This is a genomic window from Pseudomonas sp. TE3899, from assembly GCF_056279105.1.
In genome coordinates, this window is sequence record NZ_JBWBQR010000001.1 from 1,938,439 (window position 1) to 1,962,826 (window position 24,388).

General features: G+C 61.2%; 17 protein-coding genes and 1 pseudogene. 10 read left to right on the plus strand and 8 right to left on the minus strand.

The annotated features are described in order from the left end of the window. Positions 1–99: 99 nt before the first annotated feature. The 8 genes and pseudogenes from ACZ89E_RS08580 (at position 100) to ACZ89E_RS08615 (ending at position 14,554) form a co-directional block, all read left to right on the plus strand. Positions 100–2,103: a type VI secretion system Vgr family protein gene (locus ACZ89E_RS08580; protein ID WP_476255374.1), complete on the plus strand. Its 2,004-nt coding sequence runs from the start codon at positions 100–102 to the stop codon at positions 2,101–2,103. Then, positions 2,100–2,966, plus strand: coding sequence for a DUF4123 domain-containing protein (locus tag ACZ89E_RS08585; RefSeq protein WP_476255375.1), 867 nt, complete (start codon positions 2,100–2,102; stop codon positions 2,964–2,966). Before ACZ89E_RS08580 ends, ACZ89E_RS08585 begins: the two co-directional genes overlap by 4 nt. Beyond that, the gene (locus ACZ89E_RS08590; protein WP_476255376.1) at positions 2,963–6,595 is read left to right on the plus strand and encodes a toxin VasX; all 3,633 of its coding nucleotides are present in this window, start codon (positions 2,963–2,965) and stop codon (positions 6,593–6,595) included. Before ACZ89E_RS08585 ends, ACZ89E_RS08590 begins: the two co-directional genes overlap by 4 nt. Before the next feature lie 346 nt (positions 6,596–6,941). Then, positions 6,942–7,709: a hypothetical protein gene (locus ACZ89E_RS08595; protein WP_476255377.1), complete on the plus strand. Its 768-nt coding sequence runs from the start codon at positions 6,942–6,944 to the stop codon at positions 7,707–7,709. 113 nt (positions 7,710–7,822) lie between these two features. After that, complete coding sequence (locus ACZ89E_RS08600) at positions 7,823–8,953, plus strand: hypothetical protein (RefSeq protein ID WP_476255378.1); 1,131 nt, start codon at positions 7,823–7,825, stop codon at positions 8,951–8,953. Positions 8,954–9,077: 124 nt separating this feature from the next. Beyond that, positions 9,078–10,322 carry an exonuclease SbcCD subunit D C-terminal domain-containing protein gene (locus tag ACZ89E_RS08605; RefSeq protein WP_463260472.1) on the plus strand — a complete coding sequence of 415 codons (1,245 nt, stop codon included), beginning with the start codon at positions 9,078–9,080 and terminating at the stop codon, positions 10,320–10,322. Then, positions 10,319–13,961 (plus strand): annotated as a pseudogene (locus ACZ89E_RS08610) (AAA family ATPase). Before ACZ89E_RS08605 ends, ACZ89E_RS08610 begins: the two are co-directional and overlap by 4 nt. Next, entirely contained in the window at positions 13,958–14,554 is a 597-nt protein-coding gene (locus ACZ89E_RS08615) for a glutathione S-transferase (protein ID WP_476255379.1), read from the plus strand. The pseudogene ACZ89E_RS08610 and the gene ACZ89E_RS08615 overlap by 4 nt, the downstream one beginning before the upstream one ends. 158 nt (positions 14,555–14,712) lie before the next feature. Here the strand turns inward: ACZ89E_RS08615 and ACZ89E_RS08620 are convergent, their stop codons facing one another. The 8 genes from ACZ89E_RS08620 to ACZ89E_RS08655 all read right to left on the minus strand — a co-directional run bounded on the left by ACZ89E_RS08620 (position 14,713) and on the right by ACZ89E_RS08655 (position 21,464). After that, positions 14,713–14,970, minus strand: coding sequence for a hypothetical protein (locus ACZ89E_RS08620; protein ID WP_463260469.1), 258 nt, complete (start codon positions 14,968–14,970; stop codon positions 14,713–14,715). Next, a complete protein-coding gene (locus ACZ89E_RS08625; protein WP_476255380.1) occupies positions 14,967–15,179 on the minus strand; it encodes a hypothetical protein in 213 nt (70 codons plus the stop codon). Before ACZ89E_RS08625 ends, ACZ89E_RS08620 begins: the two co-directional genes overlap by 4 nt. A gap of 252 nt (positions 15,180–15,431) precedes the next feature. After that, a complete protein-coding gene (locus tag ACZ89E_RS08630; protein WP_054047590.1) occupies positions 15,432–15,611 on the minus strand; it encodes a hypothetical protein in 180 nt (59 codons plus the stop codon). Positions 15,612–15,767: 156 nt separating this feature from the next. Beyond that, positions 15,768–16,943, minus strand: a complete 1,176-nt coding sequence (locus tag ACZ89E_RS08635) for a lactonase family protein (protein ID WP_476255381.1) — start codon at positions 16,941–16,943, stop codon at positions 15,768–15,770. Next, entirely contained in the window at positions 16,930–17,229 is a 300-nt protein-coding gene (locus ACZ89E_RS08640; protein WP_463260466.1) for a DUF5629 family protein, read from the minus strand. The genes ACZ89E_RS08635 and ACZ89E_RS08640 overlap by 14 nt, the downstream gene beginning before the upstream one ends. A 209-nt stretch (positions 17,230–17,438) precedes the next feature. Beyond that, positions 17,439–19,019, minus strand: coding sequence for an aldehyde dehydrogenase (NADP(+)) (locus ACZ89E_RS08645; protein WP_476255382.1), 1,581 nt, complete (start codon positions 19,017–19,019; stop codon positions 17,439–17,441). Between the two features lie 10 nt (positions 19,020–19,029). Continuing rightward, the gene (araD1, locus tag ACZ89E_RS08650; RefSeq protein ID WP_476255383.1) at positions 19,030–20,022 is read right to left on the minus strand and encodes an AraD1 family protein; all 993 of its coding nucleotides are present in this window, start codon (positions 20,020–20,022) and stop codon (positions 19,030–19,032) included. 131 nt (positions 20,023–20,153) lie between these two features. Next, positions 20,154–21,464 carry an MFS transporter gene (locus ACZ89E_RS08655; RefSeq protein WP_149658274.1) on the minus strand — a complete coding sequence of 437 codons (1,311 nt, stop codon included), beginning with the start codon at positions 21,462–21,464 and terminating at the stop codon, positions 20,154–20,156. A 194-nt stretch (positions 21,465–21,658) separates the two neighbouring features. Between ACZ89E_RS08655 and ACZ89E_RS08660 the strand changes: the two genes are divergently transcribed. Next, a complete protein-coding gene (locus tag ACZ89E_RS08660; protein WP_463260463.1) occupies positions 21,659–23,395 on the plus strand; it encodes an IlvD/Edd family dehydratase in 1,737 nt (578 codons plus the stop codon). Positions 23,396–23,571: 176 nt separating this feature from the next. Further along, positions 23,572–24,300, plus strand: coding sequence for a FadR/GntR family transcriptional regulator (locus ACZ89E_RS08665; RefSeq protein ID WP_149658276.1), 729 nt, complete (start codon positions 23,572–23,574; stop codon positions 24,298–24,300). Positions 24,301–24,388 lie beyond the last annotated feature (88 nt).

Genomic DNA, 24,388 nt, shown 5'->3' on the forward strand with positions numbered 1-24,388 from the left:
TCACGGACAAGTCCTACAGCAGATATCGAATCGACTGACTTCGCCAACACGTAGCTTCACGCAAAGTCCCGTGCCTTAAACAGACACAGGGATTTGCGGATGTTTAGTACGGCCAACGACGTCGAGTTCAGGCTCGACATTGCAGGTTTTTCCGACGACCTTCAGGTGCTCGAATTCCGGGCCAGGGAAGCGCTGAACCAGCCTTACGAGGTCAAGCTCGACCTGATCAGCGAGCGCCCCGCGCTGGACCTGGAGTCGCTGCTGCATCGCCCGGCGTTTCTGGCGTTTGGCCCCGACAATAGCGGCCTTCATGGCCAGGTCTATCGAGTCGCGCAAGGCGACTCGGGCAAACGCCTGACCCACTACCAGATCACCCTGGTTCCCCGCCTCGCCTATCTCGCGCACCGCCACAACCAACGGATTTTCCAGCACCTGAGCGTGCCGAAAATCATCGAACGCGTGCTGATTGACCATGGCCTGCACGCTGACACATGGCGCTTCCAGCTCGGCGCCACGTACCGGCCACGACTCTACTGTGTGCAATACAACGAGTCAGACCTGTATTTCATTCAACGACTGTGTGAGGAAGAAGGCCTGCACTTTCATTTCCAGCACAGCGCCACCGGGCATGTGCTGGTGTTTGGCGACGACCAGACGGTATTCCCGAAACCCTCGGGCCCGACCGCTTATGTCCCGGGCAGCGGCATGGTCGCCGACACCCCTGTCATCGATCGCTTGCAGATCAGCCTGGAAACCCGCACCACCCACGTCAGTCGGCGTGATTACAACTTCGAAAAGCCCCGCGCCCCCCTCGAAAGCGAGAGCAAGAGCCCACTGTTGCCGCACCTGGAGGACTACGCCTTCCCAGGGCAATTCACCGAGCGTGAACGGGGCAAGCAGTTGGCCAGGCGCGCACTGGAACGCCATCGCGCCGATTACCGGCAAGCCCGGGGGCGCAGTGATCAACACGCCCTGCGCAGCGGACATTTCGTTGACATGGCCGAACACTCACGCGATGACTGGAATGGTTTGTGGTTATTGACTGAGGTCCAGCACGCCGGGAAACAACCCCAGGTCCTGGAAGAATCAGTGACAGACGCTGATCCCGAGGATGGCTTCAGCCAGGGCTACCGCAATCAGTTCGTCGCAACGCCATGGGACGTGATCTTCCGCCCTCCCCTTGAACACCCAAAACCCCGGATAAACGGCAACCAACACGCCGTCGTCACCGGACCGCCCGGTGAAGAAATCTATTGCGATGAATACGGCCGGGTAAAAGTCCGACTGCTCTGGGACCGCGACGGCGAGAACAGCGAGCACTCAAGTTGCTGGCTGCGCGTCGCCACGGGCTGGGCCAATGATCGCCATGGCAGCGTGCTGATCCCGCGCGTCGGCATGGAAGTGCTGGTGGGCTTCAGCGACGGCGATCCCGATAAACCCTTCGTACTCGGCTGTTTGCCCAATGCGGCGACACCGGTGCCGCTGGACTTGCCCGCCGAGCAGACGAAAAGCATTTTGCGCAGCCACAGCAGCCCCGGCGGTGGAGGTTACAACGAGTTGCGCATCGAGGACCGGGCCGGCGCGGAGGAAATCGCCCTGCGTGCCCAGCGCGATTTCGTCCAGCTCGTGCTCAACGACGAGCGCATTCAAGTCGATCACCAGCGCACAGTCGTGGTCGGCGGCACCGCCAGCCACGACCTGCGCGGCGAAGAACACCACCTCACCCACGGCAATCGCCTCACCGAACTCAAGCAGGACGATCACTTGCTGGTGCTGGGTGAGCAACACATCCGCGTCACCAGTCAGCGACTCAATGCCTCGCAGCACATTCACCTCAGTGCCGGGCAGCAAGTCGTCGTTGAAGGTGGATTGCACCTCACGCTCAAGGCCGGCGGGCAATGGCTGACGCTGGGGCCGGACGGCATTTTCAGCAGCGTACCGATTGCGCAGGGTGGCGCCCCGGCCGCTGGCTTGCCGGCAGAGCCGTTGATGCCGGGCGCATTGCCGCTGCTGCAGGTCACTTTCGACGTCGCCCAGCAGCGACAGGCCCTGGTCTCCACGCGCAGCTCTCGCTGCCTGATTTGCGAGGCAGCCCAGGCATGAAGCTCTCGACCGCTTTACCTGCCGACCTGCCCTGGAATGAGCACCAGGCTTTTGTGTTGCTCGACGGCGCGACCCTGAGTGATTTGCCGCAGCGTCTGAAACAACTGAGTCCCGGCGCAAACGTCGTCGCGCTGTATGACTGTCCGTCCTTCATCGCGCTGCGGGATATTTCACCGCTGTTAGTGACCGTTCAACAGCCCGACGAGCCGCTTGTTCAGTTCTATCGGGAGCACGCACACGAGGAATGGGGTGTGCTGTTGTTCAGTCTGGCGTCTGCGCATGAGGTCGCTGAACACCTGCGCAAATTGCTGACGGTTGAATTGCCAGAGGGGCTGCCGGTCATCCTGCGTCTGGCCGATGCCGGCGTGGTACGCACACTGTTCGGCAGCGGCGATCAGCGATTGTATGGGCCTCTGTCGTGCGTGGTGACAGCCGACAGCGTCGAGGCGGATTGGCAGCGCCATCAACCACGGCAGGCCGAGCGCCCTGACCTGCCGACGCCCTATCGTCTGAGTCCGGACCAGAACACCGCGCTGGACCACGCCGATCAGCGCCGCGCACTGCTCGAACTCGATGCACACCTGCTCACGTACTTTCCCGAACAACATCGCGGCGACACCGTGGCCCTGCGTTGGCCAACGCTCGAGCAGCTATTCGAAGAGGCCCACGCCCTCGGCTTGAGCAGCCAGTCCGAATTGTTCTATTACGCCAACGTCATGACCTGGCTGGACGGCTCACCGCTCGATCAGCACCCGCACATCAACCGCTTGCTGCACACGCCGTCGCTGCAATCCCCTGGCGAGCGCGTTGCGCTGGCCGCTGACCTCGCCCATCAGTGGGCCATCCAACGGGGCCGCCCATGACTTCACCCGCCAACCTCGCCGCGGCTGCGGCGCCCAAGACCGCCATCGGCTCACCTGGGGCCTGCCCGTTGCGCCAAACCCACGTGCAGCTTCTGCCTGTACGTTATGGCCTGGTGGAAAAACCCCTCGATCCGGGCCCCGACTTGAAACGGCCCTACGCTCTGCAAACCCGGCCACTGGGCATCCGTCTGCTGCGCGATGGCTGGCTGTACGTGATCGACAGCATCACCGGCCACTTGCACGAGTACCGCGTACTCGATGGGATGATCAGCGCCTTGCTGCACAAGGGCGCCAAGGTCAATGCCGGTCAGCGCACAGCCATTGAGGAGCGGCCAGCGCTGGTGTTTTCACGGCGTAGCCTTTTGCACGTGTGCTTCGCCGAGGTGCAGTGGACCGCTGCCAAATGCGCGCAAGTGACTGACAGCCGCGAGGAGCGCGACCACTTCATGCAAGCCGTCGACCTCGGCCCGGTGAATTGCGAAACCGGTGGCGAGCACCTGTTGACGGTCGAGCAAACCCGTCAGTGGCTGGCAGAAATTGCGACGGTGCCGGCCCAGCAGGCGCAAGCCGAAAAAGACCGCGCCGAGCATGGGGAAGCATCGCCACCGGACGCCGTTCTACTGCCTACTGTGCAGGTCAGCGACGTTCCCGCCCACGAGCGCGAACCCTATTTGTGGGAACAACCCCGGCGCTTTCGCGAGGCGCACATCGGCGAGTTTCTCGGGCGGGTGCGCCCGGCTTATCAGGACGACACGCTGTTTCTCGTGGTGCAGGACGACCTCGGCGTACTGCGCGACCTCGCTGACTATCAAGACACCGTGGTCGGCTGGGTCGATGATTGGAGCAATGCCGGCCACAACGAGCGCAATTACCTGCTGGCCTGCTACATCGAGTCCTTGAGCCTGCTCAGTCCGGCGGATGTCGACACATTGGCCGAGGCCAGCAACGACCCCAGGGTCAAGGTCCTGCTGGACGATCTGGAACAGTTACCCGAACCGGATCGAGAGCAGACGCGCAAGGCCTTGCTCGACTACCTGAACAAGGGCGGCAACGTCGAACCGCCGGATGCCCCGGTGACACCGGAACTGGCGCAGTTGCGCAAGCAGGCCCACGCCGAAGCGTTCGAAATGGCCAAGTACCAGGGCGCCAGCCCCGATTTCACCGGGCACAGCCGCGCCAGTGATGATGCCGATCGCCGTTACTACGCCCGTCGGCACTTTGCGGTGGCCCCGGCGGACTTCGTCGAACGCCACCTCGACACACTGGTCATGCTCGGCAGGGAGCAGAACAAACGCATCCAGGAGGTGGTTGAAGGCTCCCGTTTCAGCGGCAAACGCGGGATCAACGACTTCATCGACCGCCCGGCCATGGACGACGAACTGTTTCAGCACCGGGTCGACCTCGGCCGCTGGAATCGCTTGCTTGAGCGCATCACTGCCGACCGCACGATGCTGGTGTGCGCCGGTCGCTACCACCGTTCGGCCTGGTACTACGACGCGCACGAACCGGCGCAACTGGGCCAAGTGTTCAGCGCCGAATACGCCTGCCTCAAAGACATCTGCCGCAGCGACCACGCCAGCGAAAAAATCCTCGGTTTTCTGGAAGAACATCCGGAACTGACGCGGCCCTTGTTCTACACCTTGCCGCTGCGCCTGCAGCCGGAACAGGCCGTGCAATACACCCTGTTCTTCAATGCCGGCATGGGCGTGTTCAACAACTTGCCACGTTGGCTCGGCGAGCTGAAGAACATCGAACAACCGCACCTGCCGGCCCTCGACGACTTGCCCGAGCACACCCGCGCCGTGGCCGACGCGGCCCAGCATAGTCTCAGCCCGGCGCTGAACCTGGGCCTGAGCCGGGCGCTGGAAGGCTTCGACCTGACGGCAGAAAAAATCCCCGACCTCGACGAACTGTTCCGGCGCCTGCCCAAAGCGCTGCACATGCGGCTACTCGATGCGGCGAAAACCACTGGCGTGACCTTCACCGTCGCCAGCCCGGCGGAACACGCGGCGCTGCAATCCAACCTCAAGGAAATAATCCGGGAGCGCGACTACCTCAAGACCTTGACCCGTGAACGCAACCAGATCACCCACAACAAAAACCGCCAGGGGCATAAAACACCACGGGCGGTGGAATTGCAGGGCGAAATCGCTCGCGTACGGGTGCAGTTGACGCAGCTTGAGGGGCGGTTGGCGGGAGCGCTGAGCCCGATTGCGGAGTTGCCGGATCAGTCGGCGCGGCTCTACGGTGCAACGCCGGCTCGAGCGGGGGTGACGGTGGTGTTTCCACCGGCGCAGCAGCAGGAGGTGCGAGGGCTGTTGAGGAATATCCGGTTGGGCGTGGCGGCGGTGCCGAATGCGGGGTTGATTAGAAGCGAGGGGATGGGGTTGTTGGTGTTTTTGGTGCAGGGGGTGAATTTGGTTTCGGTTTATCGAGAGATGCAGAGTCAGACTGGTAACAGGCGAGTTTGGATGCCATTTGCGAGTGCGGCGGCGGCAACAGGGGCTGCCGGATTCGCTGCGGCTCAGAGCCTCACTGATACGGCCCTGAAAGCACGAAGTGTCGAGCTTGTCGCTGGTCTTCAGCGACATGCGTTGCAGAGTGTTCATGTGCAGATGGGGAAAATGCATGTTGGCTTAGGTGGCTTCACCTACTTTTTTGGGTTTATTGCTTCGTTGCTCAGTTTGAATACCCAACACCAGAATTGGCAGCAGGCTACACGTAGCGGAAATATCGCAGCACAGAACAGTGCAGCGCTTGCCACATTGGGTGCTGGAGGCATGACAACCGTTAATGCCTATGGCCTGAGCCATACCGCCCACGCCACGGCTAAAGTCCTGACTGCTCGAAGCGCCGAAGCACGAACAGCGGCCTGGGCCGCCGCGGGTACACGTCTGTCGACCGTGTTCTTCCGGTTCAACCTGGCCGGGGCGTTATTCACCGTACTGGAGTTGGGTGGCACCTGGCTCTTCAACCGCTACAACATCAGCGCCCACGACAAATGGCTCAAAACCACACCATGGAGTCTGGATGCGGAGGCGCGCGGCGACCACACGCTGCATGAATACAAAAGTTATCTAGAATTTTTACTTCATGCGCCTTATGTCCAACTGGGTCCGAACGAGCATGACTCGTGGCTGAAGAACCTGCTCTTAAAGGCCAAACCCAAGGACATTCATCTGGTGCTGCCAGGCCTCAAGCTCAATGATTTTCAGCCGCCCTTGAACGGTCAACCGGCCCGTCGCCTGGGGATCGGTGCCCATCGTAATTCCCTCCCCCTTCACAGTCGCGGTACGCCGCGAGAACGCAAGGACGTCATCAGTACTGAAGTGGCGAACAGTCTGCGTATTGTAGAAACAGGCCCCGATCGATTGGTGCTGTGCCTGCAATACCCACTGGATATTGATGCGGAATTTACGCCAGCTTCCGAAACACTAGAATTGACGCTCTGCCTACAGACCTTAGCCAACAACGGCGAATGGGTTTCTCGCAATCGCGTCATTCGCCTTAACCCCCGCGGCGAAGGCCATTTCCCTGTATCACCCTCTCAAACTGTTACCGAGCGTCCACCAATGTTGCTGGTTGAAACCCATTTGCTGGAGATGGCAGACCATGCCAACCAAGATTGAAAACCTACTGCGGCCCCCGCACCTTGAGCAATCCCGCAACGCAGGTGATGTCGAATCGTTCCCCGGCGGAAGAATCACTTATCTGGCGCCATTGCCATTACCAACACCATTACCTCCATATGGCCCCCACATTGGGGAGCTAAATGAGGTGTGCATGGACTTCGGTTTGGGGTGGCCGCAGATATTTACATGGCAGGTAATACTAGGGCTGCCATTCAGCGGCACAGCTATGGTTGTATTTTTATTTCCGTTAATTGCGGGCTTCCTAGGACTCGTACTGGGATATAGCTGGGAAGATATTAGGGACTCTATTGAAGGGGTCTTTCATGCGTCCTATGGGATAGGCTTGCAAGCAGGCTTTTTCACGCTGTTCATCGGCCTCGTCACCTGGCACCACAACCACAAAAAACGCCTCCAAATCATCCCCACCCGCTTCAACCGCCAACGCCGCGAAGTCTGTTTCATGCCCGAAGACGCCACCGAACCGGTCTTCGTTCCCTGGGAGTCCCTCTCCGCCTGGGTCATCGAGTCCCAAAGCGCCACCCAGTACGGTATACAGCGCCAATACGGCATGGGCATTGGTTTCCAGCATGGCGAAACCCTGACCAGCGTCGAATTCCCCTGCTTCGGCCTGCCCATCGCCATCAGCCACTGGGAAGCGATTCGCGGGTACATGGAATACGAAATCCACGACCTCAAGGCCATTCAGGACCTTGAAGACCTGCAACTCCCCAACGACCCGCCCCACGAAGGCCTGCACACCTTCCACAACGCCCGGGCGCGTATGCACCAGGAAATCCACGATGGCTACCGCAACCGGCTCTCGGGGTTTTTCTGGTACCTGTACCACGTGATGACCCTGTGGACGATTCCCAACTACCTGACCGAATGGGAAGTCCGCCGCCTCCAAAGGTTGGGTCCGCAGGCGATGCCCGAGGTGATGCAGCAATGGTCAGAGCCGTTGCCGAAGGAACAATGGGCCAAGCCCAGCCCGGAGCTGCTGCGCCTGAGCGAACAAGTACGAGCGCTGCACAAGCGCCAGCCGAGGCGAGCCATTACCGAGATTTTCGCTGAGGTGCGGCGGTTGAATCCAAGTGGTAAGCGACGTGCATGATCGGCGTTTACGTGCAGGTCTTGGGGGCGGTTCCCCTGCGCTGCCTGCCCAGTCCATTACCGAGCGCCCACCGATGTTGCTGGTTGAAACCTATTTGTTGGAGCTGGCAGACCATGCCAACCAATATTGAAAACCTACTGCGGCCCCCGCACCTTGAGCAATCCCGCAACGCAGGCGATGTCGAACCGTTCCCCGGTGGAAGAATCACTTATCTGGCGCCATTGCCATTGCCGACACCATTACCTCCATATGGCCCCCACATTGGGGAGCTAAATGAGGTGTACATAGACTTCGGTTTGGGATGGCCGCAGGTATTTTCATGGCAGGTGATATTAGGCGGCCCATTCAGTGTTGCCTTCTCCGTTGCGTTTCTGTTTCCACTAATTGGCGGCCTCCTGTTTTTTCTGTTCGGAATGGGTTGGGACGACATCACTGACGCCATACAGGGCGTTTTTCTAGTGTCATACGGAAATGCAGCACTAACCGGTATTGCTTCCTTAGTCATCGCGCTCGTCACCTGGCACCACAACCACAAAAAACGCCTCCAAATCATTCCCACCCGCTTCAACCGCCAACGCCGCGAAGTCTGTTTCATGCCCGAAGACGCCACCGTACCGGTCTTCGTCCCCTGGGAGTCCCTCTCCGCCTGGGTCATCGAGTCCCAAAGCGCCACCCAGTACGGTATCCAGCGCCAATACGGCATGGGCATTGGTTTCCAGCATGGCGAAACCCTGACCAGCGTCGAATTCCCCTGCTTCGGCTTGCCCATCGCCATCAGCCACTGGGAAGCGATTCGCGGCTACATGGAATACGAAATCCACGATCTCAAGAGCATTCAGGACCTTGAAGACCTGCAACTCCCCAACGACCCGCCCCACGAAGGCCTGCACACTTTCCTCAACGCCCGGGCGCGCATGCATCAGGAGATTCGCGACGGCGAACGCAACCGGCTCTCGGGGTTTTTCTGGTACCTGTACCACGTGATGACCCTATGGACGATTCCCAACTACCTGACCGAATGGGAAGTCCGCCGCCTCCAAAGGTTGGGTCCGCAGGCGATGCCCGAGGTGATGCAGCAATGGTCAGAGCCGTTGCCGAAGGAGCAATGGGCCAAGCCCAGCCCGGAGCTGCTGCGCATGAGCGAACAAGTACGAGCGCTGCACAAGCGACAGCCGAGGCGAGCCATTACCGAGATTTTCGCTGAGGTGCGGCGGTTGAATTCCGGCTGCAAGCTAAGCGGATAGCGAGGTTTTTTGTGGCGAGGGCGCTTGCTCCCGCGCCATACCTCTGGTTTACCAGTAAACTCCCTCCCCTTTAGCCGCCATCATTTCCCACGCGGCCACTACCTTATTTCCTACGGAGTACGCCTTGCGTCTGTTCCACACCTCCGACTGGCACCTTGGGCAGAACCTGCACGGCCAGGACCGCGATTTCGAGCACGGTTGTTTTCTTGAGTGGCTGTTGCGCCAGTTGAAGCTGGACCAGCCCGACGTGCTGCTGATCGCCGGCGATATCTTTGACACGGTCAACCCGCCGGTCAAAGCCCAGGAACGCCTCTACGATTTCATCGTCAGCGCCCACGAGCAACAGCCGTTGCTGACCATCGTGATGATCGCCGGCAACCATGACTCCGGCTCGCGGATCGAATTGCCCGCGCCTTTGATGCGGCGCCTGCGCACTCACGCGTTGGGCCGGGTGCTGTGGCTCGATGACGGTCAACTCGACGCCGAACGCCTGCTGTTGCCGCTGCCCGACGCCAAAGGCGAGATTGCCGGGTGGTGCCTGGCGTTGCCGTTCCTGCGTCCTGCCGAAGTCACGGGTGCACATCTGGGCGACAACTACTTGCGCGGCATCGGTCAGGTCCACGAATGGCTGATCGAAGCCGCGAATGCCAAGCGCAAACCAGGCCAGGCGCTGATCGCCATCAGCCACGCGCACATGGCCGGCGGTTCGGTGTCGGAAGACTCCGAGCGCAGCCTGATCATCGGTAACGCCGAAGCCCTGCCCGCCAGTCTGTTCGGGCCGAGCATCAGTTACGTGGCCCTCGGTCACTTGCACAAGCCGCAGAAGGTCAACGGTGAAGAGCGCATCCGCTACAGCGGCTCGCCGATTCCGTTGTCGTTTTCCGAGATCAACTATCAGCATCAGATTCTCGACGTCACCCTCGATGGCGAAACCCTGGTCAGCGTCGAACCAAAACTGATCCCTCGCGCCGTCAACCTGCAACGCATCGGCCCGGCCCCGCTGGCCGAAATCCTGCTGCAGCTGGCAGATCTGCCCAATACCGACTTGCTCGAAGACCTGCAGCGCCAACCCTGGCTGGAAGTGCGGGTGCGCCTCGACGAGCCGCAACCGGACCTGCGTTTTCAAGTGGAAACCGCCCTGCAAGGCAAAGCCGTGCGACTGGTGCGAATCGCCGCCGAGTACGCTGGCAGCGGCGGCAAGGACGGGGCCGATGACGGCGCCACCCTGATCGAACTGGATCAACTCTCGCCCCAGGAACTGTTCAGCCGCGCCTGGCAGGACAACTACGGCAGCGAGGTCGATGAGCAAACCCTCAAGGACTTTGCCGAGCTGCTGCAAGATGTGCAGATGGAGAGCGAACAGCCATGAAGATCCTCGCGATCCGCCTGAAAAACCTCGCCTCCCTGGCCGGACCATTTGAGATCGACTTCACCGCCGAGCCCCTGGCCAGCGCGGGCCTGTTCGCCATCACCGGGCCGACCGGCGCCGGTAAAAGCACCCTGCTCGATGCGTTGTGCCTGGCCTTGTTCGGCGCCGTGCCGCGCCTGAACAACACCGGGCGCGACGCCAAAGTCCCGGACGCCGACGGCGAAATCGGCACTGGCGACCCGCGCACCTTGCTGCGTCGCGGCACCGGCGAAGGCTATGCCGAAGTGGATTTTGTCGGCATCGACGGCCGCCGCTACCGCGCGCGCTGGGAAGCCAATCGTGCCCGGGAAAAGGCTGGTGGCAAGCTGCAAGCCAGTCGCCAGAGCCTGCGCGATATCGATCAGGATCAATTGCTGGCCAGTCAGAAAGGCGAGTACAAGACGCAGCTCGAAGCCGCGCTGGGCCTGAACTTCGAACAGTTCACCCGCGCCGTGTTGCTGGCCCAGAGTGAGTTCAGTGCATTCCTCAAGGCCGACGACAACGACCGCAGCGAACTGCTGGAAAAACTCACCGACACCGCGCTCTACACGCGTTTGGGACGGCGGGCGTACGACAAGACCAAAGAGGCCCGCGAAGCCCACAAACTGCTGCAGGACCAGGCCACTGGCGTCACGCCGCTATCGCCCGAAGCGCGCGCCGAGCTGGATGAGCGCTTCAACGAAGCCCAGCAGCAACTCAAGCTTCAACAGGCACAACTCAAGCAGCTTGAAGAGCAACACACTTGGCTCAGACAACTGCGCCAATTGCAGGACGAGCAGCAGAGCGCCACAGAGCAATTGCAATCCGCCCAACAACATTGGGAAAGCCTGGCCGGTGAGCGGCTGAAGCTCACACGCCTGGAGCAACTGGCGCCGCAGCGGCATCAGTTTGCGCGCAAGACTGAACTCACCCACCAGCTCACGCCGCTGACCGCGCAGATTCAACAACACACGCAGCAGCAACTCGAACTGACCGAGCGCCAGACGCAACTGGAACAGAGCCTGACCAGCGCCCACACCGCGTTAACCGAGGCGCAAAACCAGCACAGCGTCAGCGCGCCGTTGCTGCGTCAGGCATTTGAAGAGCAAAGCACCCTCGCCCGTTTGGCCAAGGATGCCGGCCTCAGTGCCGAAGCCAAGCAGCACGCGGAACAGGCCTGCACCCAGGGCCAAAGCACGATCCAGGGTTTGCTTGATCAGCAGAAACAAGTCGCTGCACGTTTGGAGCGCATCGCCGCAGAGCTTGAGCAAAGCACCCATCTGGCGCCGTTGAGCGATGCCTGGAACGCCTACCGTGATCGCCTGCAACAACTGATGTTGATCGGCAATCGCCTGAACAAAGGCCAGGACGAACTGGCGGCTTTGGAACAAAGCGCCACCCGCGCCGCTGAAGAACTGGCCGCGCAAAAGCAGAACCTGGAAGTGCTCTATAAAGAGGCCGGCGCCGAACCCGAAGCGGTGGCCGAGCAGATCCAGTTGCTGAGCACGCTGTTGCAGGACAATCGCAAGCAACTGCGCGCGTTCGAAGAACTGTCGCGGCTGTGGGCCAGTCAGCAGGAACTGGACAAGCGCGGCGCCGAACTTCAGCAACGCCAGCTCGCGGCCCAACAGGAACGCGAGCGCCTGACGCAGGATGGGGTAAAAACCAAGGCTGAACTGACCGTCGCCGAGCAGGACCCTGACCGTTACCCGTGAGCTGCTGGAACGCCAGCGCCTGGCCCGTAGCGAAAGCGTCGAGGAACTGCGCGGGCAGTTGCAGGACGACCAGCCCTGCCCGGTGTGTGGCAGCCCGGAACATCCTTATCATCAGCCCGAAGCGCTGCTGCAAAGCCTCGGTCGCCATGATGAAAGCGAACTGACCAACGCGCAGAAAGCCGTGGATCTGCTGAAGGAAAAACTCACCGACCTGCGCACCGAAGTCGGTGGTTTGATTGCGCAGCAAAAGGAACTGCTGCAACAACAGGAACAGCTTGCCACTCAGCAACAAAGCCTGACCCCAAGCCTCGAAGCGCATCCGCTGTCCGCGACATTGCTGAATCAGGACGCCGCCAAACGTGACGCCTGGCTGACCCAACAAAACAGCCAGTTGAACCAGAGCATCACCCAGGACGAACAACGCCAGACCGCCCTGCTCACCCTGCAACAGGACGCCGCACAACTGGCGCAACAGCTGCGTAGCGCCGAAACCGCGAGCCAGCAAGCGACCCAGCACCTGAGCAATCAGCAACAGGCCTTGAGCAATGATCGCCAGCGTCTGGACGAAGAGCTGACGGCGTTCAGCAGCCTGCTCCCGGCCGATACCTTGCAAGCCTTGCGCAACGAACCGGCCGCGACCTTCTTGCAGCTCGACCGGCAGATCGCCCAGCGTCTGGAGCAACTCGAGCAGCAGCGCGATGAACTCGGTGAACAGCAACAACGCCAGCAGACGCTGGAGAAAGAACAGGATCGCCAGCTGACCCGCGCCCAGCAACTGGAAGCCGCGCAACAGCAGTTCACGGTACTGGCCGAGCAGCAACAGGCCTGTCAGCAAAAACTCGCGCAATTGCTTGGCCAACACAGCAGCGCCGAGCAATGGCAGCAGCAACTCGACCATGCCGTCGAGCAGGCGCGCCATGCCGAGGCCGTCGCCAATCAGGAACTGCAAACCGTGCGCACGCGGCTGGTGCAACTGGCCGCTGAACTCAAGGCGCAACAGGAACGTTCACAGGCGTTGGAAGCCGAAGATCGCGAGTTGAGCGCCAAGATTGCCGACTGGCGCGCGCAGCATCCGGAACTGGATGACGGCGGTCTGGAAGCGCTGTTGAGCGTCGATGATCAGCAGGTCAGCGAACTGCGCCAGCAATTGCAGCACAGCGAAAAAGCCATCGAACAAGCCAAGGTGTTGGTGCAGGAGCGAGACAAGCGCCTGCTCGCGCATCAAGCCCAACACAATGGCAACCTCGACGCCGAGCAACTGGCCAGCGCGCTGACCGAACTGCAAAACCTGTTTGCCGCCAGCGAACACCGCTGCGCTGAATTGCGCGCCGAACAGGCCGAAGATCAGCGGCGGCAGAACGCCAATCAGGCCCTGGCCCAGCAGATCGCCGACGCCTACACCGAGTATCAGCGCTGGGCGCGCTTGAATGCCTTGATCGGCTCGGCCACCGGCGACACCTTCCGCAAGATCGCCCAGGCCTACAACCTCGACCTGTTGGTGCATCACGCCAACGTGCAGTTGCGCCAACTGGTGCGGCGCTATCGCCTGAAACGCGGCGGCAGCATGCTTGGCTTGCTGGTGATGGACACGGAGATGGGCGACGAACTGCGTTCGGTGCATTCGCTGTCCGGCGGCGAGACGTTCCTGGTATCGCTGGCGTTGGCACTTGGCCTGGCGTCGATGGCGTCGAGCACGTTGAAGATCGAATCGCTGTTTATCGACGAAGGTTTCGGCAGCCTCGACCCGGAATCCCTGCAACTGGCCATGGACGCCCTCGACGGCTTGCAGGCGCAGGGGCGCAAGGTCGCGGTGATTTCCCACGTGCAGGAAATGCATGAACGGATTCCGGTGCAGATCCAGGTCCGCCGCCAGGGCAATGGCCTGAGCACTCTGGAGGTGAAATGACCACGCTGTATTCCTTCCGCCGCTGCCCCTACGCCATGCGCGCACGGATGGCTCTGCGTTATTCAGGGATTGAGGTGCGGATTGTCGAAGTCAGCCTGAAAGCCAAACCCGCCGAAATGCTCGCGCTGTCGAGCAAAGGCACGGTGCCGGTGCTGGAGGTGGATGGTCGGGTGATTGATGAAAGCCTGGACATCATGCGCTGGGCGTTGGCGCAGAATGATCCTGAGGATTGGTTGCTCAAGGATGATTCATTCGGTTCGTTATGGATGGAAAAACTGATCGTGGGCTGTGATGGGTTTTTCAAGGCCTCACTCAATCGCTACAAGTACGCCGAGCGCTACCCCGAGCAACCCATGGAGGTTTACCGCGCCGAGGGCGAGAAATTCCTGGGCAAACTCGATGAGATGTTAGGGCGTAACGAGTATTTGCTGGCCGACCATCCGTGCCTGGCGGACGTGGCGTTGATGCCTTTCGTGCGGCAGTTTGCCCATGTGGATCGGGAATGGTTCGGGCAGACGCCGTATGTTCGGTTGCAGGCCTGGCTGCAGCGCTTCCTCGAGTCAGACCTGTTCACTGCGGTAATGCGCAAATAAGAACACCTAAACCTTGTGGCGAGGGGGCTTGCCCCCGTTCGGCTGCGCAGCAGTCGTAAACCAGACGATTCGGAGTATCTGCAGGAAAAAAGGGGCCGCTTCGCGCCCCAACGGGGGCAAGCCCCCTCGCCACATTGGATCTTCAGCGTGGCGCATTCTCAGGTCAGAACGGAACACATCCCCAACGCCGAGCAATCCACCTGGAACGGCCCAAGAAATCCGGCCCGTTCCTTCAACGGTGGATTCCCCACCAACAAGCCCAACGCCTTGGCCGTCTGAATGTTGTGCGCAATGCTGTGGTTGCATTCGATAGACCGCGCCACGGACCCTGCCGAGCCCTGCCCGATCCCCAACAAAGAAGAGCCATTGGTCATGACGGCCAGGAAGGCGATGACCCCGAGTCTGCTGCCTTTCATGCGCCGACAGCCTCCACGATAGCTTCATGATCAACCAGCGCATTTTGCGTGCGGTGTTCGAACTGGATACCGGGATAGGCGACCTCGATCGGTGCTTGCCGGCCATGTTGCGACTGAGCCGTAACGCTCACCACGAGCACGATGGCCACGTAAAGACCGATGGCCAGGTAGGCGCCGCGTTTGACAGAAGTGAGGATTGCGCTGGCCATGGTGTTCTCCGTGGGCATGTTTCAGTGCCCACAGGATCGATCAAAAAAACCGGTGCAACCACTCAGGGTTTTCCATAGTGACCATCAGCCTGGTTGATCATAAAAGCCGTCTATGTCAGCGCTGAATAAAACCTATGACCCGGAGAAACACACACGCGTAGGCGCTGCCGAAGGCGGCGATCTTTTGATTTTGAAAGTCAAAAGATCGCAGTCTTCGGCAGCGCCTACGGGGAGAGACGGTCTTCGCGGATTTCAGGCTTGGGTTTTGTGGTCCAGGGCGGCGTAGAAGTTGGCGCTTTGTTGCAGGTATTTCTGGGTGTAGCTCTGGGTGTGGGATTTTTTGCTGTTGATTTCAACGTTGGCACTGGCTGGCAGGGCAACGGTGGCGGAGATAGCGGATGCGGCGATGATGGAGAAGATATTGAAGTTCATGGCGGTGTTCCTCGAAGTCAGTTGGCTTGCTTGCCTGGTTAGGCCGTGAAGCAAACTTACTCTCCGAGGGTCCGCGCCTTGAAATGCTTTGTAGCATTAGCCGATATCAGTCTCATTAATAGAAGGTTGCAGGCCCCATCAACCGGGGCCTGCGGCCTATTGACGCACCAGGAACTTGAGGTCGCTCGGGGCATCCATCGGCAATTTCTGCACGGTTTTGCCCAGCAGGCCGGTCTTGGCGTCACGCTCGACGACGACAATCTCGTTGCTTTTCTGGTTGGCGATCAACAGGAACTTGCCACTCGGGTCGAGGCTGAATTCGCGCGGGTGATCGCCTTCGACGGAACGGCGTTGCAGTTCCTTGAGCTGACCGGTGGCCGGGTCGATGGCGAACACCAGCACCTGATTGGCCGTGCCACGGTTGCTGACGTAGAGGAACTTGCCATCCTGTGAGGCGTGCAGCGCCGCGCCGGCCTTGTCGGACGTCGGTTGCCCCGCCGCCAGATCGACCATCTGGGTTTGCTTGAGCGTGCCGTCCTGGTAATCGAACACCGCGACTTGCGCGCTCATTTCCATGCTCAGCCAGGCATGTTTGCCATCGGCGCTGAACAACAGATGACGCGGTCCGCTGCCCGGCGGCAACGACACAGACGCCGGGGTCGCGGGGGTCAATGGCAGTTCGGGATTGGCCTTGGGATTGAAGCGGTAGACAAAAATCTTGTCCGCCCCCAGGTCATTGGAGAACACGTACTTGCCGTCCGGCGAGGAGATCGTCGAATGCACATGCGCCGACGCCTGCCGCTCGGGATTGACCCGGCTCGACGGGTGGCTGCTCAGTTGCACCACTGACTTGAGCTTGCCGTCAGCGCCCACTGGCAACACCGCCAGGGTGCCGCCCGGGTCTTCGACGACCGAGTAATTGCTGACGAACAAGTGGCTGGCATCGCCGCTGAGGCTCGAATGGGTCGGCTCGTTGCCCAGGCTCTGGACCTGATTGATCAGCTTCAGCTCAAAGGTCTTGGGGTTGATCGCATAGCTGCTGACCTTGCCGACCGGATCAGCCTGGCCCGGACCGTTTTCGTTGACCACGAACAAGTGCTGCTGATCCTTGGAAATCGTCAGCCAGGACGGGTTTTCGCTCTTGACCACTTGCAACGGCTTGGCGGCAATCTGCCCGGTGGCGCTGTCGAAGTTCAGGCGATAAATGCCCTGGCTCTGGCCAGCCGTGTAGGAACCGACCAGCAGTTGATAATCATCGACGGTGGCCGCCTGCACGCCCATGGCGCCGACGCTGCCGGCCATCAACAGTGGCCAGAAATTACGCATCTTCATGCTCTTCTTCCTCGTCGTCATGCCCGCCAATCGCGGCCATGCACACCAGCCGGTGCTCGCCGGAATCCCCGGTGATGAGCCAGCTTTGCAGGGTTGGATCGAAAGTCGCTGCCTCGATTTGGGCCTTGCTGAACTCCCAATGTTTCAGTGCTCGACCGTCCATGCATTCGATGTTCAGACTGTCGTCTTCTTCAGCGAGGTAAAAATCGGAGGCGTGCAAGCCATCGATTTCCAGCATGTCGCTGGTTTCGAGGGCGTTGAGCAAGGTGTCGGTTACGGCAGTCATGGCAATCAATCATTCAAGTGGAAAGGCGCAATGATAGCTCATCACACCGCCCTCACCTTGTGATCGTTCCCACGCACAGTATCCGATCGTTCCCACGCTCTGCGTGGGAATGCCTCATCGGACGCTCTGCGTTCGGCTCTGGTGGGAACGCGGAGCGTCCCGGGCTGCATTCCCACGCGGAGCGTGGGAACGATCGGTTGCAGGGGGAGTTAGAGCGCGTCGCGGGACGGCTTGCCGTCCACCAGGCGCTGAATGCGCAGCGGGTTGCCGTTCTTCAAGGGCTCCGGCAGCAAGCTGTCGGGGTAGTTCTGGAAGCACACCGGGCGCAGGAAACGGTCGATGGCCAGGGTGCCCACCGAAGTGCCGCGGGCATCGGACGTTGCCGGATACGGGCCGCCATGAACCATCGAATCACAGACTTCCACGCCAGTCGGATAACCGTTGAGCAGGATCCGCCCGACTTTCTGCTCCAGCAACGCCGTCAGCTCGCCGAACTGTTCGAAGTCCGCCGACTCGCCAATGATCGTCGCCGTCAGTTGCCCATGCAGGCCACTCAACGCCGCGCTGAGCTGTGCCTGATCCGCCACTTCGACGAACACCGTGGTCGGGCCGAACACTTCCTCCTGCAACACTTCATCGCCCTCGATCAGCAGACTCACATCGGCCTTGAACAGCTGCGGCTGGGCTTGATTGCCTTGCTGCGCGCTGCCGGCCAAATGCTCGATGCCAGGATGCGCGAGCAGTTTTTGCAGGCCCTTGCCATAGCTGGCCAACGTTCCGGCATTGAGCATGGTTTGCGCTGGCTGATCAGCGATCAACGCGGCGACCTGCTGCACGAAAGCACTGAACTGCGGCGAACGAATACCGATCACCAACCCCGGATTGGTACAGAACTGACCACAGCCCTGCACCACCGACGCCGTCAGGTCACGGGCGACGGTTTCAGCACGAGCCGCCAGGGCCTGCGGCAAGACGATCACCGGGTTGATGCTCGACATCTCGGCGAACACCGGGATCGGCTGCGGCCGTGCAGCGGCCATGTCGCACAACGCGCGACCGCCCTTGAGCGAACCGGTAAAGCCCACGGCCTGAATCGCCGGGTGCTTGACCAGCGCTTCGCCGACCCCGCCGCCGTAGATCATGTTGAACACGCCGGCGGGCATGTTGGTTTTTTCCGCGGCGCGCAGGATTGCGTCGGCGACCAGTTCAGCGGTCGCCATATGGCCGCTGTGAGCCTTGAACACCACCGGACAACCGGCGGCCAATGCCGAAGCGGTATCGCCGCCCGCCGTGGAGAACGCCAGCGGAAAGTTGCTCGCGCCGAACACCGCCACCGGACCGAGGCCGATGCGGTATTGACGCAAATCGGGGCGTGGCAACGGTTGGCGTTCAGGCAAAGCCTGATCGATGCGCGCGCCATAGAAATCGCCGCGACGCAGGACCTTGGCGAACAAACGCATCTGGCCGCTGGTGCGACCGCGCTCGCCCTGGATGCGGCCGGCCGGTAAGGCGGTTTCGCGGCAGACCACGGCGACGAAGTCATCGCCGAGGGCATCGAGTTCATCAGCGATGGTGTCGAGAAACTGCGCACGGCGCTCGGCACTCAGGCTGCGATAAGCCGGGTAAGCGGACGCAGCAGCCTGGGCGGCGGCGTCGACTTCTTCTGGAGTGGCCTGATAAAAATCATGGGGCAACGCCTCGCCAGTGCTGGCGTCGACGCTCTGCAGTTTGACCGCGCCGGCCGCGCTGCGCTGGCCGCCGATGTAGTTGTGACCAAGAATCTGGGTCATGCAATTCTCCTTAAAGGGTGCCGACAGTGCCGGGTTCGAACGCCGATTCAGCCGGTGCAATGCCGTTGATCAACGGCGCGCCGAATTCAGCCTGGCTGATTTCAAACACGTCACCCGGTTGGGTGCGGATGCCGTCGGCGAAGGACAGGGTCGCGGTGCCGAAGAAGTGAATGTGCACATCCCCCGGGCGCAGGAACTGGCTGTACTTGAAATGGTGGTATTCGAGGTTCGCCAGGCTGTGGCACATGTTGGCCTCGCCGCTGAGGAACTCGTTTTGCCATAACACTTCGCCGTCACGCAGGATGCGACTGGTGCCTGCCAAGTGTTGGGGTAGCTCACCGACGCGAAGTTCCGGGCCATAACTGCAACTGCGCAATTTCGAGTGCGCGAGGTAGAGGTAATTCTTGCGCTCCATCACGTGGTCGGAGAACTCGTTACCCACCGCATAACCGAGGCGATAGGGCTTGCCGTCATTGCCTATGACGTAGAGGCCGCTGAGTTCCGGCTCTTCCCCGGCGTCTTCGGCGAACGGCGGCAGCGGGAACGGCTTGCCCGGGCGCACGACGATGCTGCCGTCACCCTTGTAGAACCATTCCGGCTGCACACCCGCCTGACCGACGGCGGGTTTACCGCCCTCCACGCCCCACTTGAAGATGCGCATGGTGTCGGTCATCGCCGCTTCGTCGCCGACCTGCTGGTGCATTTTGTCCCGGGCCGAGGCGCTGCCCAAGTGGGTCAGGCCGGTGCCGCTGACCAGCATGTGCGCCGGATCCGGGTGATCCAGGGGTGGCAGGATGCGCAGGTCGGTCAGCAGTTGCGCGTAATCGTGACTGATGCCCAGGCCGAGGGCCTCGACTTGCTGTTGCAGGCCGATACCCGCCTCGATCGCCGCCAGCGCCAGGTCACGCACCGTGCGCGCTTCCTGGACTTCCCGGACCACGTCGTCCTCGACCACGCCGATGCGGCGTTCGCCGTTAACCAATTCGAACTGAACTAAACGCATGATTTTCTCCTGTGACACAAAACGATCGTTGTAGGCGCAAAGCTTGCTCGCGATGGCGGTTGAACCTTCAGCCTCTCTGTTGGCTGACACGCCGCTAATCGCGAGCAAGCTTTGCTCCTACGGGTTTGCAGTCAGGTGCGGGCGCTGGCAGCGAACTGATCCGTGGGCAACACGTGTTTGCGCTCCAGCAAGCGATAGACCACACCGGTCAGCACCAACCCGAACACCATCACCCCGGACAGGAAGTACAGCCCCGACGCGAGGTTGCCGGTGTATTCCTTCAATGCACCAATCACGAACGGCCCGATATAGCCGCCGAGGTTGCCCACCGAGTTGATCAAGGCAATCCCCGCCGCCGCGCTGGCGCCGGCAAAGAACCGCCCCGGCAAGGTCCAGAACACCGCCGTGCAGGAAAACAGCGCGAATGCCACCAGGCACAACGCGGCCAGTTGCGCCACCGGCAACGTCAGCCAGGCGCTGAGGAACAGGCCGATGGCGCCCAACACGTAGAGCACCGCCAAGTGGCCGTAGCGATCATTCAAGCGGTCGGAACTGCGCGGGATGATCAGCAAACCGATGATCCCGAAGATGTACGGCACCGATGACACGAAACCGGTCACCAGATCGGTGCCGCCGAACTGTTTGATCAGCGTCGGCAACCACAGGCCCAGGCCATAGATGCTCAACGTCACTGGCAGATAGAACAGCGCCAACAGCAAGACCCGTTTGTCTTTCAGCGCATGCAATGGATTGCCGTGGCGGGTCTGGCCATATTCCTCAAGGTCTTTTTTCAGCTCGCCGGTCAGCCAGTCCTTCTCGGCCTGGTCCATCCATTTCACTTGTTGCGGACCGTCCGGCAACCAGCGCAGCACCGGCCAGGTCAGCAGGATCGCCGGGGTGCCGATGACGATGAACAACCATTGCCAGCCATGCAGGCCGAGGGTGCCGTCCATGCCGAGCAAACCGCCGGACACCGGGCCGGTGATCATCATCGCAATGGGCTGGGACAGGATGAACAACCCGAGGATCTTGCCGCGATGGCGCACCGGGAACCATTGGGTGATGTAGTACAGAACGCCCGGAAAGAACCCGGCTTCGGCAGCACCGAGCAGGAAGCGCATCACATAGAAGCTGTGCGGGCCCTGGACGAACGCCATACCGATGGTGATCGCGCCCCAGGTGATCATGATCCGCGCAAACCAGCGCCGGGCGCCGAAGCGTTCGAGCATCAGGTTGCTGGGGATTTCCAGCAGGAAGTAGCCGATGAAGAACAGCCCGGCGCCGAGGCCGTAGGCCGCATCACCAATGCCGATATCGGCGCCCATGTGCAGCTTGGCGAAGCCGACGGCGGAGCGATCCACATAGGCGATCAGGTACAGCAGGATCAGGAAGGGAATCAGTTTCAGCGTGATGCGACGAATAAGCCGCAGTTCCTGGCTCATGGAATCGGTCTCCGATTGTTGTTGTTATAGAACCTCGGGGGACGCCTCTCGCGGAAAACCGCCAGGGCCAATCCCTCCATCGAAAACGACTATATAGTAATACTAATTAACCAACAACGCTTCCAAAGCGTCGATTTTGCGCTTATGTTACTCATCAGATAGAACAATATAGTCATACAATAAGAGAATCGATCATGTCTGATAAGAAACCCACCCTGCGCTCCGCCCAATGGTTTGGCACCGCCGACAAGAACGGCTTCATGTACCGCAGCTGGATGAAGAATCAGGGCATCGCCGACCATCAGTTCCACGGCAAGCCGATCATCGGCATCTGCAACACCTGGTCGGAACTGACCCCGTGCAACGCGCACTTCCGGCAGATTGCCGAGCACGTCAAACGCGGAGTGATCGAGGCGGGCGGCTGGCCGGTGGAATTCCCGGTGTTCTCCAACGGCGAATCGAACCTGCGCCCCACCGCCATGTTCACCCGCAACCTGACGAGCATGGACGTTGAAGAAGCGATTCGCGGCAACCCGATCGATGGCGTGGTGCTGCTGACCGGTTGCGACAAAACCACCCCGGCGCTGCTGATGGGCGCGGCCAGTTGCGACGTGCCGGCCATCGTTGTCACCGGCGGGCCGATGCTCAATGGCAAGCACAAGGGCCAGGACATTGGTTCGGGCACCGTGGTCTGGCAGCTCAGCGAACAAGTGAAAGCCGGCACCATCACCCTCGACGATTTCCTCGCGGCCGAGGGCGGCATGTCCCGCTCGGCCGGCACCTGCAACACCATGGGCACCGCCTCGACCATGGCTTGCATGGCCGAAGCACTGGGCACTTCCCTGCCCCACAACGCGGCGATTCCGGCGGTGGATGCGCGGCGTTATGTGTTGGCGCACATGTCCGGCATGCGTGCGGTGGAGATGGTCCGCGAAGATCTGCGGCTGTCGAAAATCCTGACGAAAGAAGCCTTTGAAAATGCGATTCGGGTCAACGCCGCCATCGGTGGTTCGACCAACGCGGTGATCCACTTGAAAGCCATCGCCGGGCGCATCGGCGTTGAGCTGGAGCTCGACGACTGGACCCGCATGGGGCGCGGCATGCCGACCATCGTCGACCTGCAACCGTCCGGACGTTTCCTGATGGAAGAGTTCTACTACGCCGGGGGGTTGCCCGCCGTGCTGCGTCGTCTGGGCGAAGCCAACCTGATCCCGCACCCGAACGCCTTGACCGTCAATGGCAAGACCCTCGGCGAGAACACCAAGGACGCACCGATCTACGGCCAGGACGAAGTGATCCGCACCCTCGACAACCCGATCCGCGCCGACGGCGGCATCTGCGTCCTGCGCGGCAACCTCGCGCCACTCGGTGCGGTGCTCAAACCGTCCGCTGCCAGCGCCGAACTGATGCAGCATCGCGGCCGCGCCGTGGTGTTCGAGAACTTCGACATGTACAAGGCGCGGATCAACGATCCGGAACTGGACGTGGATGCGAACTCGATCCTGGTCATGAAAAACTGCGGACCGAAGGGTTATCCGGGCATGGCGGAAGTCGGCAACATGGGCTTGCCGGCCAAGCTGCTGGCCCAGGGTGTGACCGACATGGTGCGGATTTCCGATGCACGCATGAGCGGCACGGCGTATGGCACCGTCGTGTTGCACGTGGCGCCGGAAGCCGCGGCCGGCGGGCCGTTGGCGGTGGTGCAGGAAGGTGACTTCATTGAGCTGGATTGCGCCAGCGGGCGGTTGCACCTGGACATTCCGGATGCGGAACTGGCGGCGCGGATGGCGGATTTGCGGCCGCCGGAGAATTTGATCGTCGGCGGTTATCGTCAGCTGTACATCGACCACGTGCTGCAAGCGGACCAAGGCTGCGACTTCGACTTCCTCGTCGGTTGCCGCGGCTCCGAAGTCCCGCGTCACTCCCACTAATCCCCCACCCCCTGATCGTTCCCACGCTCCGCGTGGGAATGCAGCCCGGGATGCTCCGCGTCCCATTGGAACGCGGAGCGTCCCTTGAGGCATTCCCGCGCAGAGCGTGGGAACGATCTCTGCGCGCCTGCTATCATGCGCAACACCCCCACCCGCCCAGGATCGCGCCGTTCCCCATGGATTACCGCAAACCCTCCGACCGCAAAAGCATGCACTCGCGCATCGTCCAGGAACTGGGCATGCAGATCGTCTCCGGACGCTTCAAGCCCGACGACAAACTGCCCGCCGAAGCCCTGTTGTGCGAAGAGTACGCGGTCAGCCGGCCGGTATTGCGCGAAGCCACCCGGGTGCTGGTCGCCAAGGGCCTGGTGTATTCCCGCCCGCGAGTCGGCACGGTGGTCAAGGCGCGCAAGGAATGGCACATGCTCGACCCGGACGTGCTGCACTGGCTGATGCAAAGCAGCCCGCAGAATGAGTTCTTCGGCTTGTTGACCAGCGTGCGCAGCATTATCGAACCGGCCGCCGCCGCCCTCGCCGCGCAGTACGCCACCGACGCCGACATCGCCTCCATCGGCGAAGCCTATCAACGCATGGAAGCCGCACCGACCCCGGAAGCCCTGCTGCAACCGGACCTGGATTTCCACAGCCGCATCGCCGACGCCACCCACAATGACCTGCTGGCCAACCTGTGCAACATGCTCTCGGTGGCGATTGCCGAGGCGTTGAAGCATTCCAACCAGCGGCCAAACCTGCATGAACTGGCGCTGCCACGGCACAAGGCGATCCTCACCGCCATCGAGAATCGCGATGCCCTCGGCGCGCGGCACGCCACCCTCGTGCAGCTCGACGATGCGCGCAGTGCGTTGAATGTGGTGCTGGGCAGCGATTCAACCAACAACCACTAACCCCGCGCGAATCAAAAAATGTGCGGTAACGGGATACCGCACAGCCCACTCTCCCAGGCGTTATGGTCCAGGCATCCACTGTGCAAAG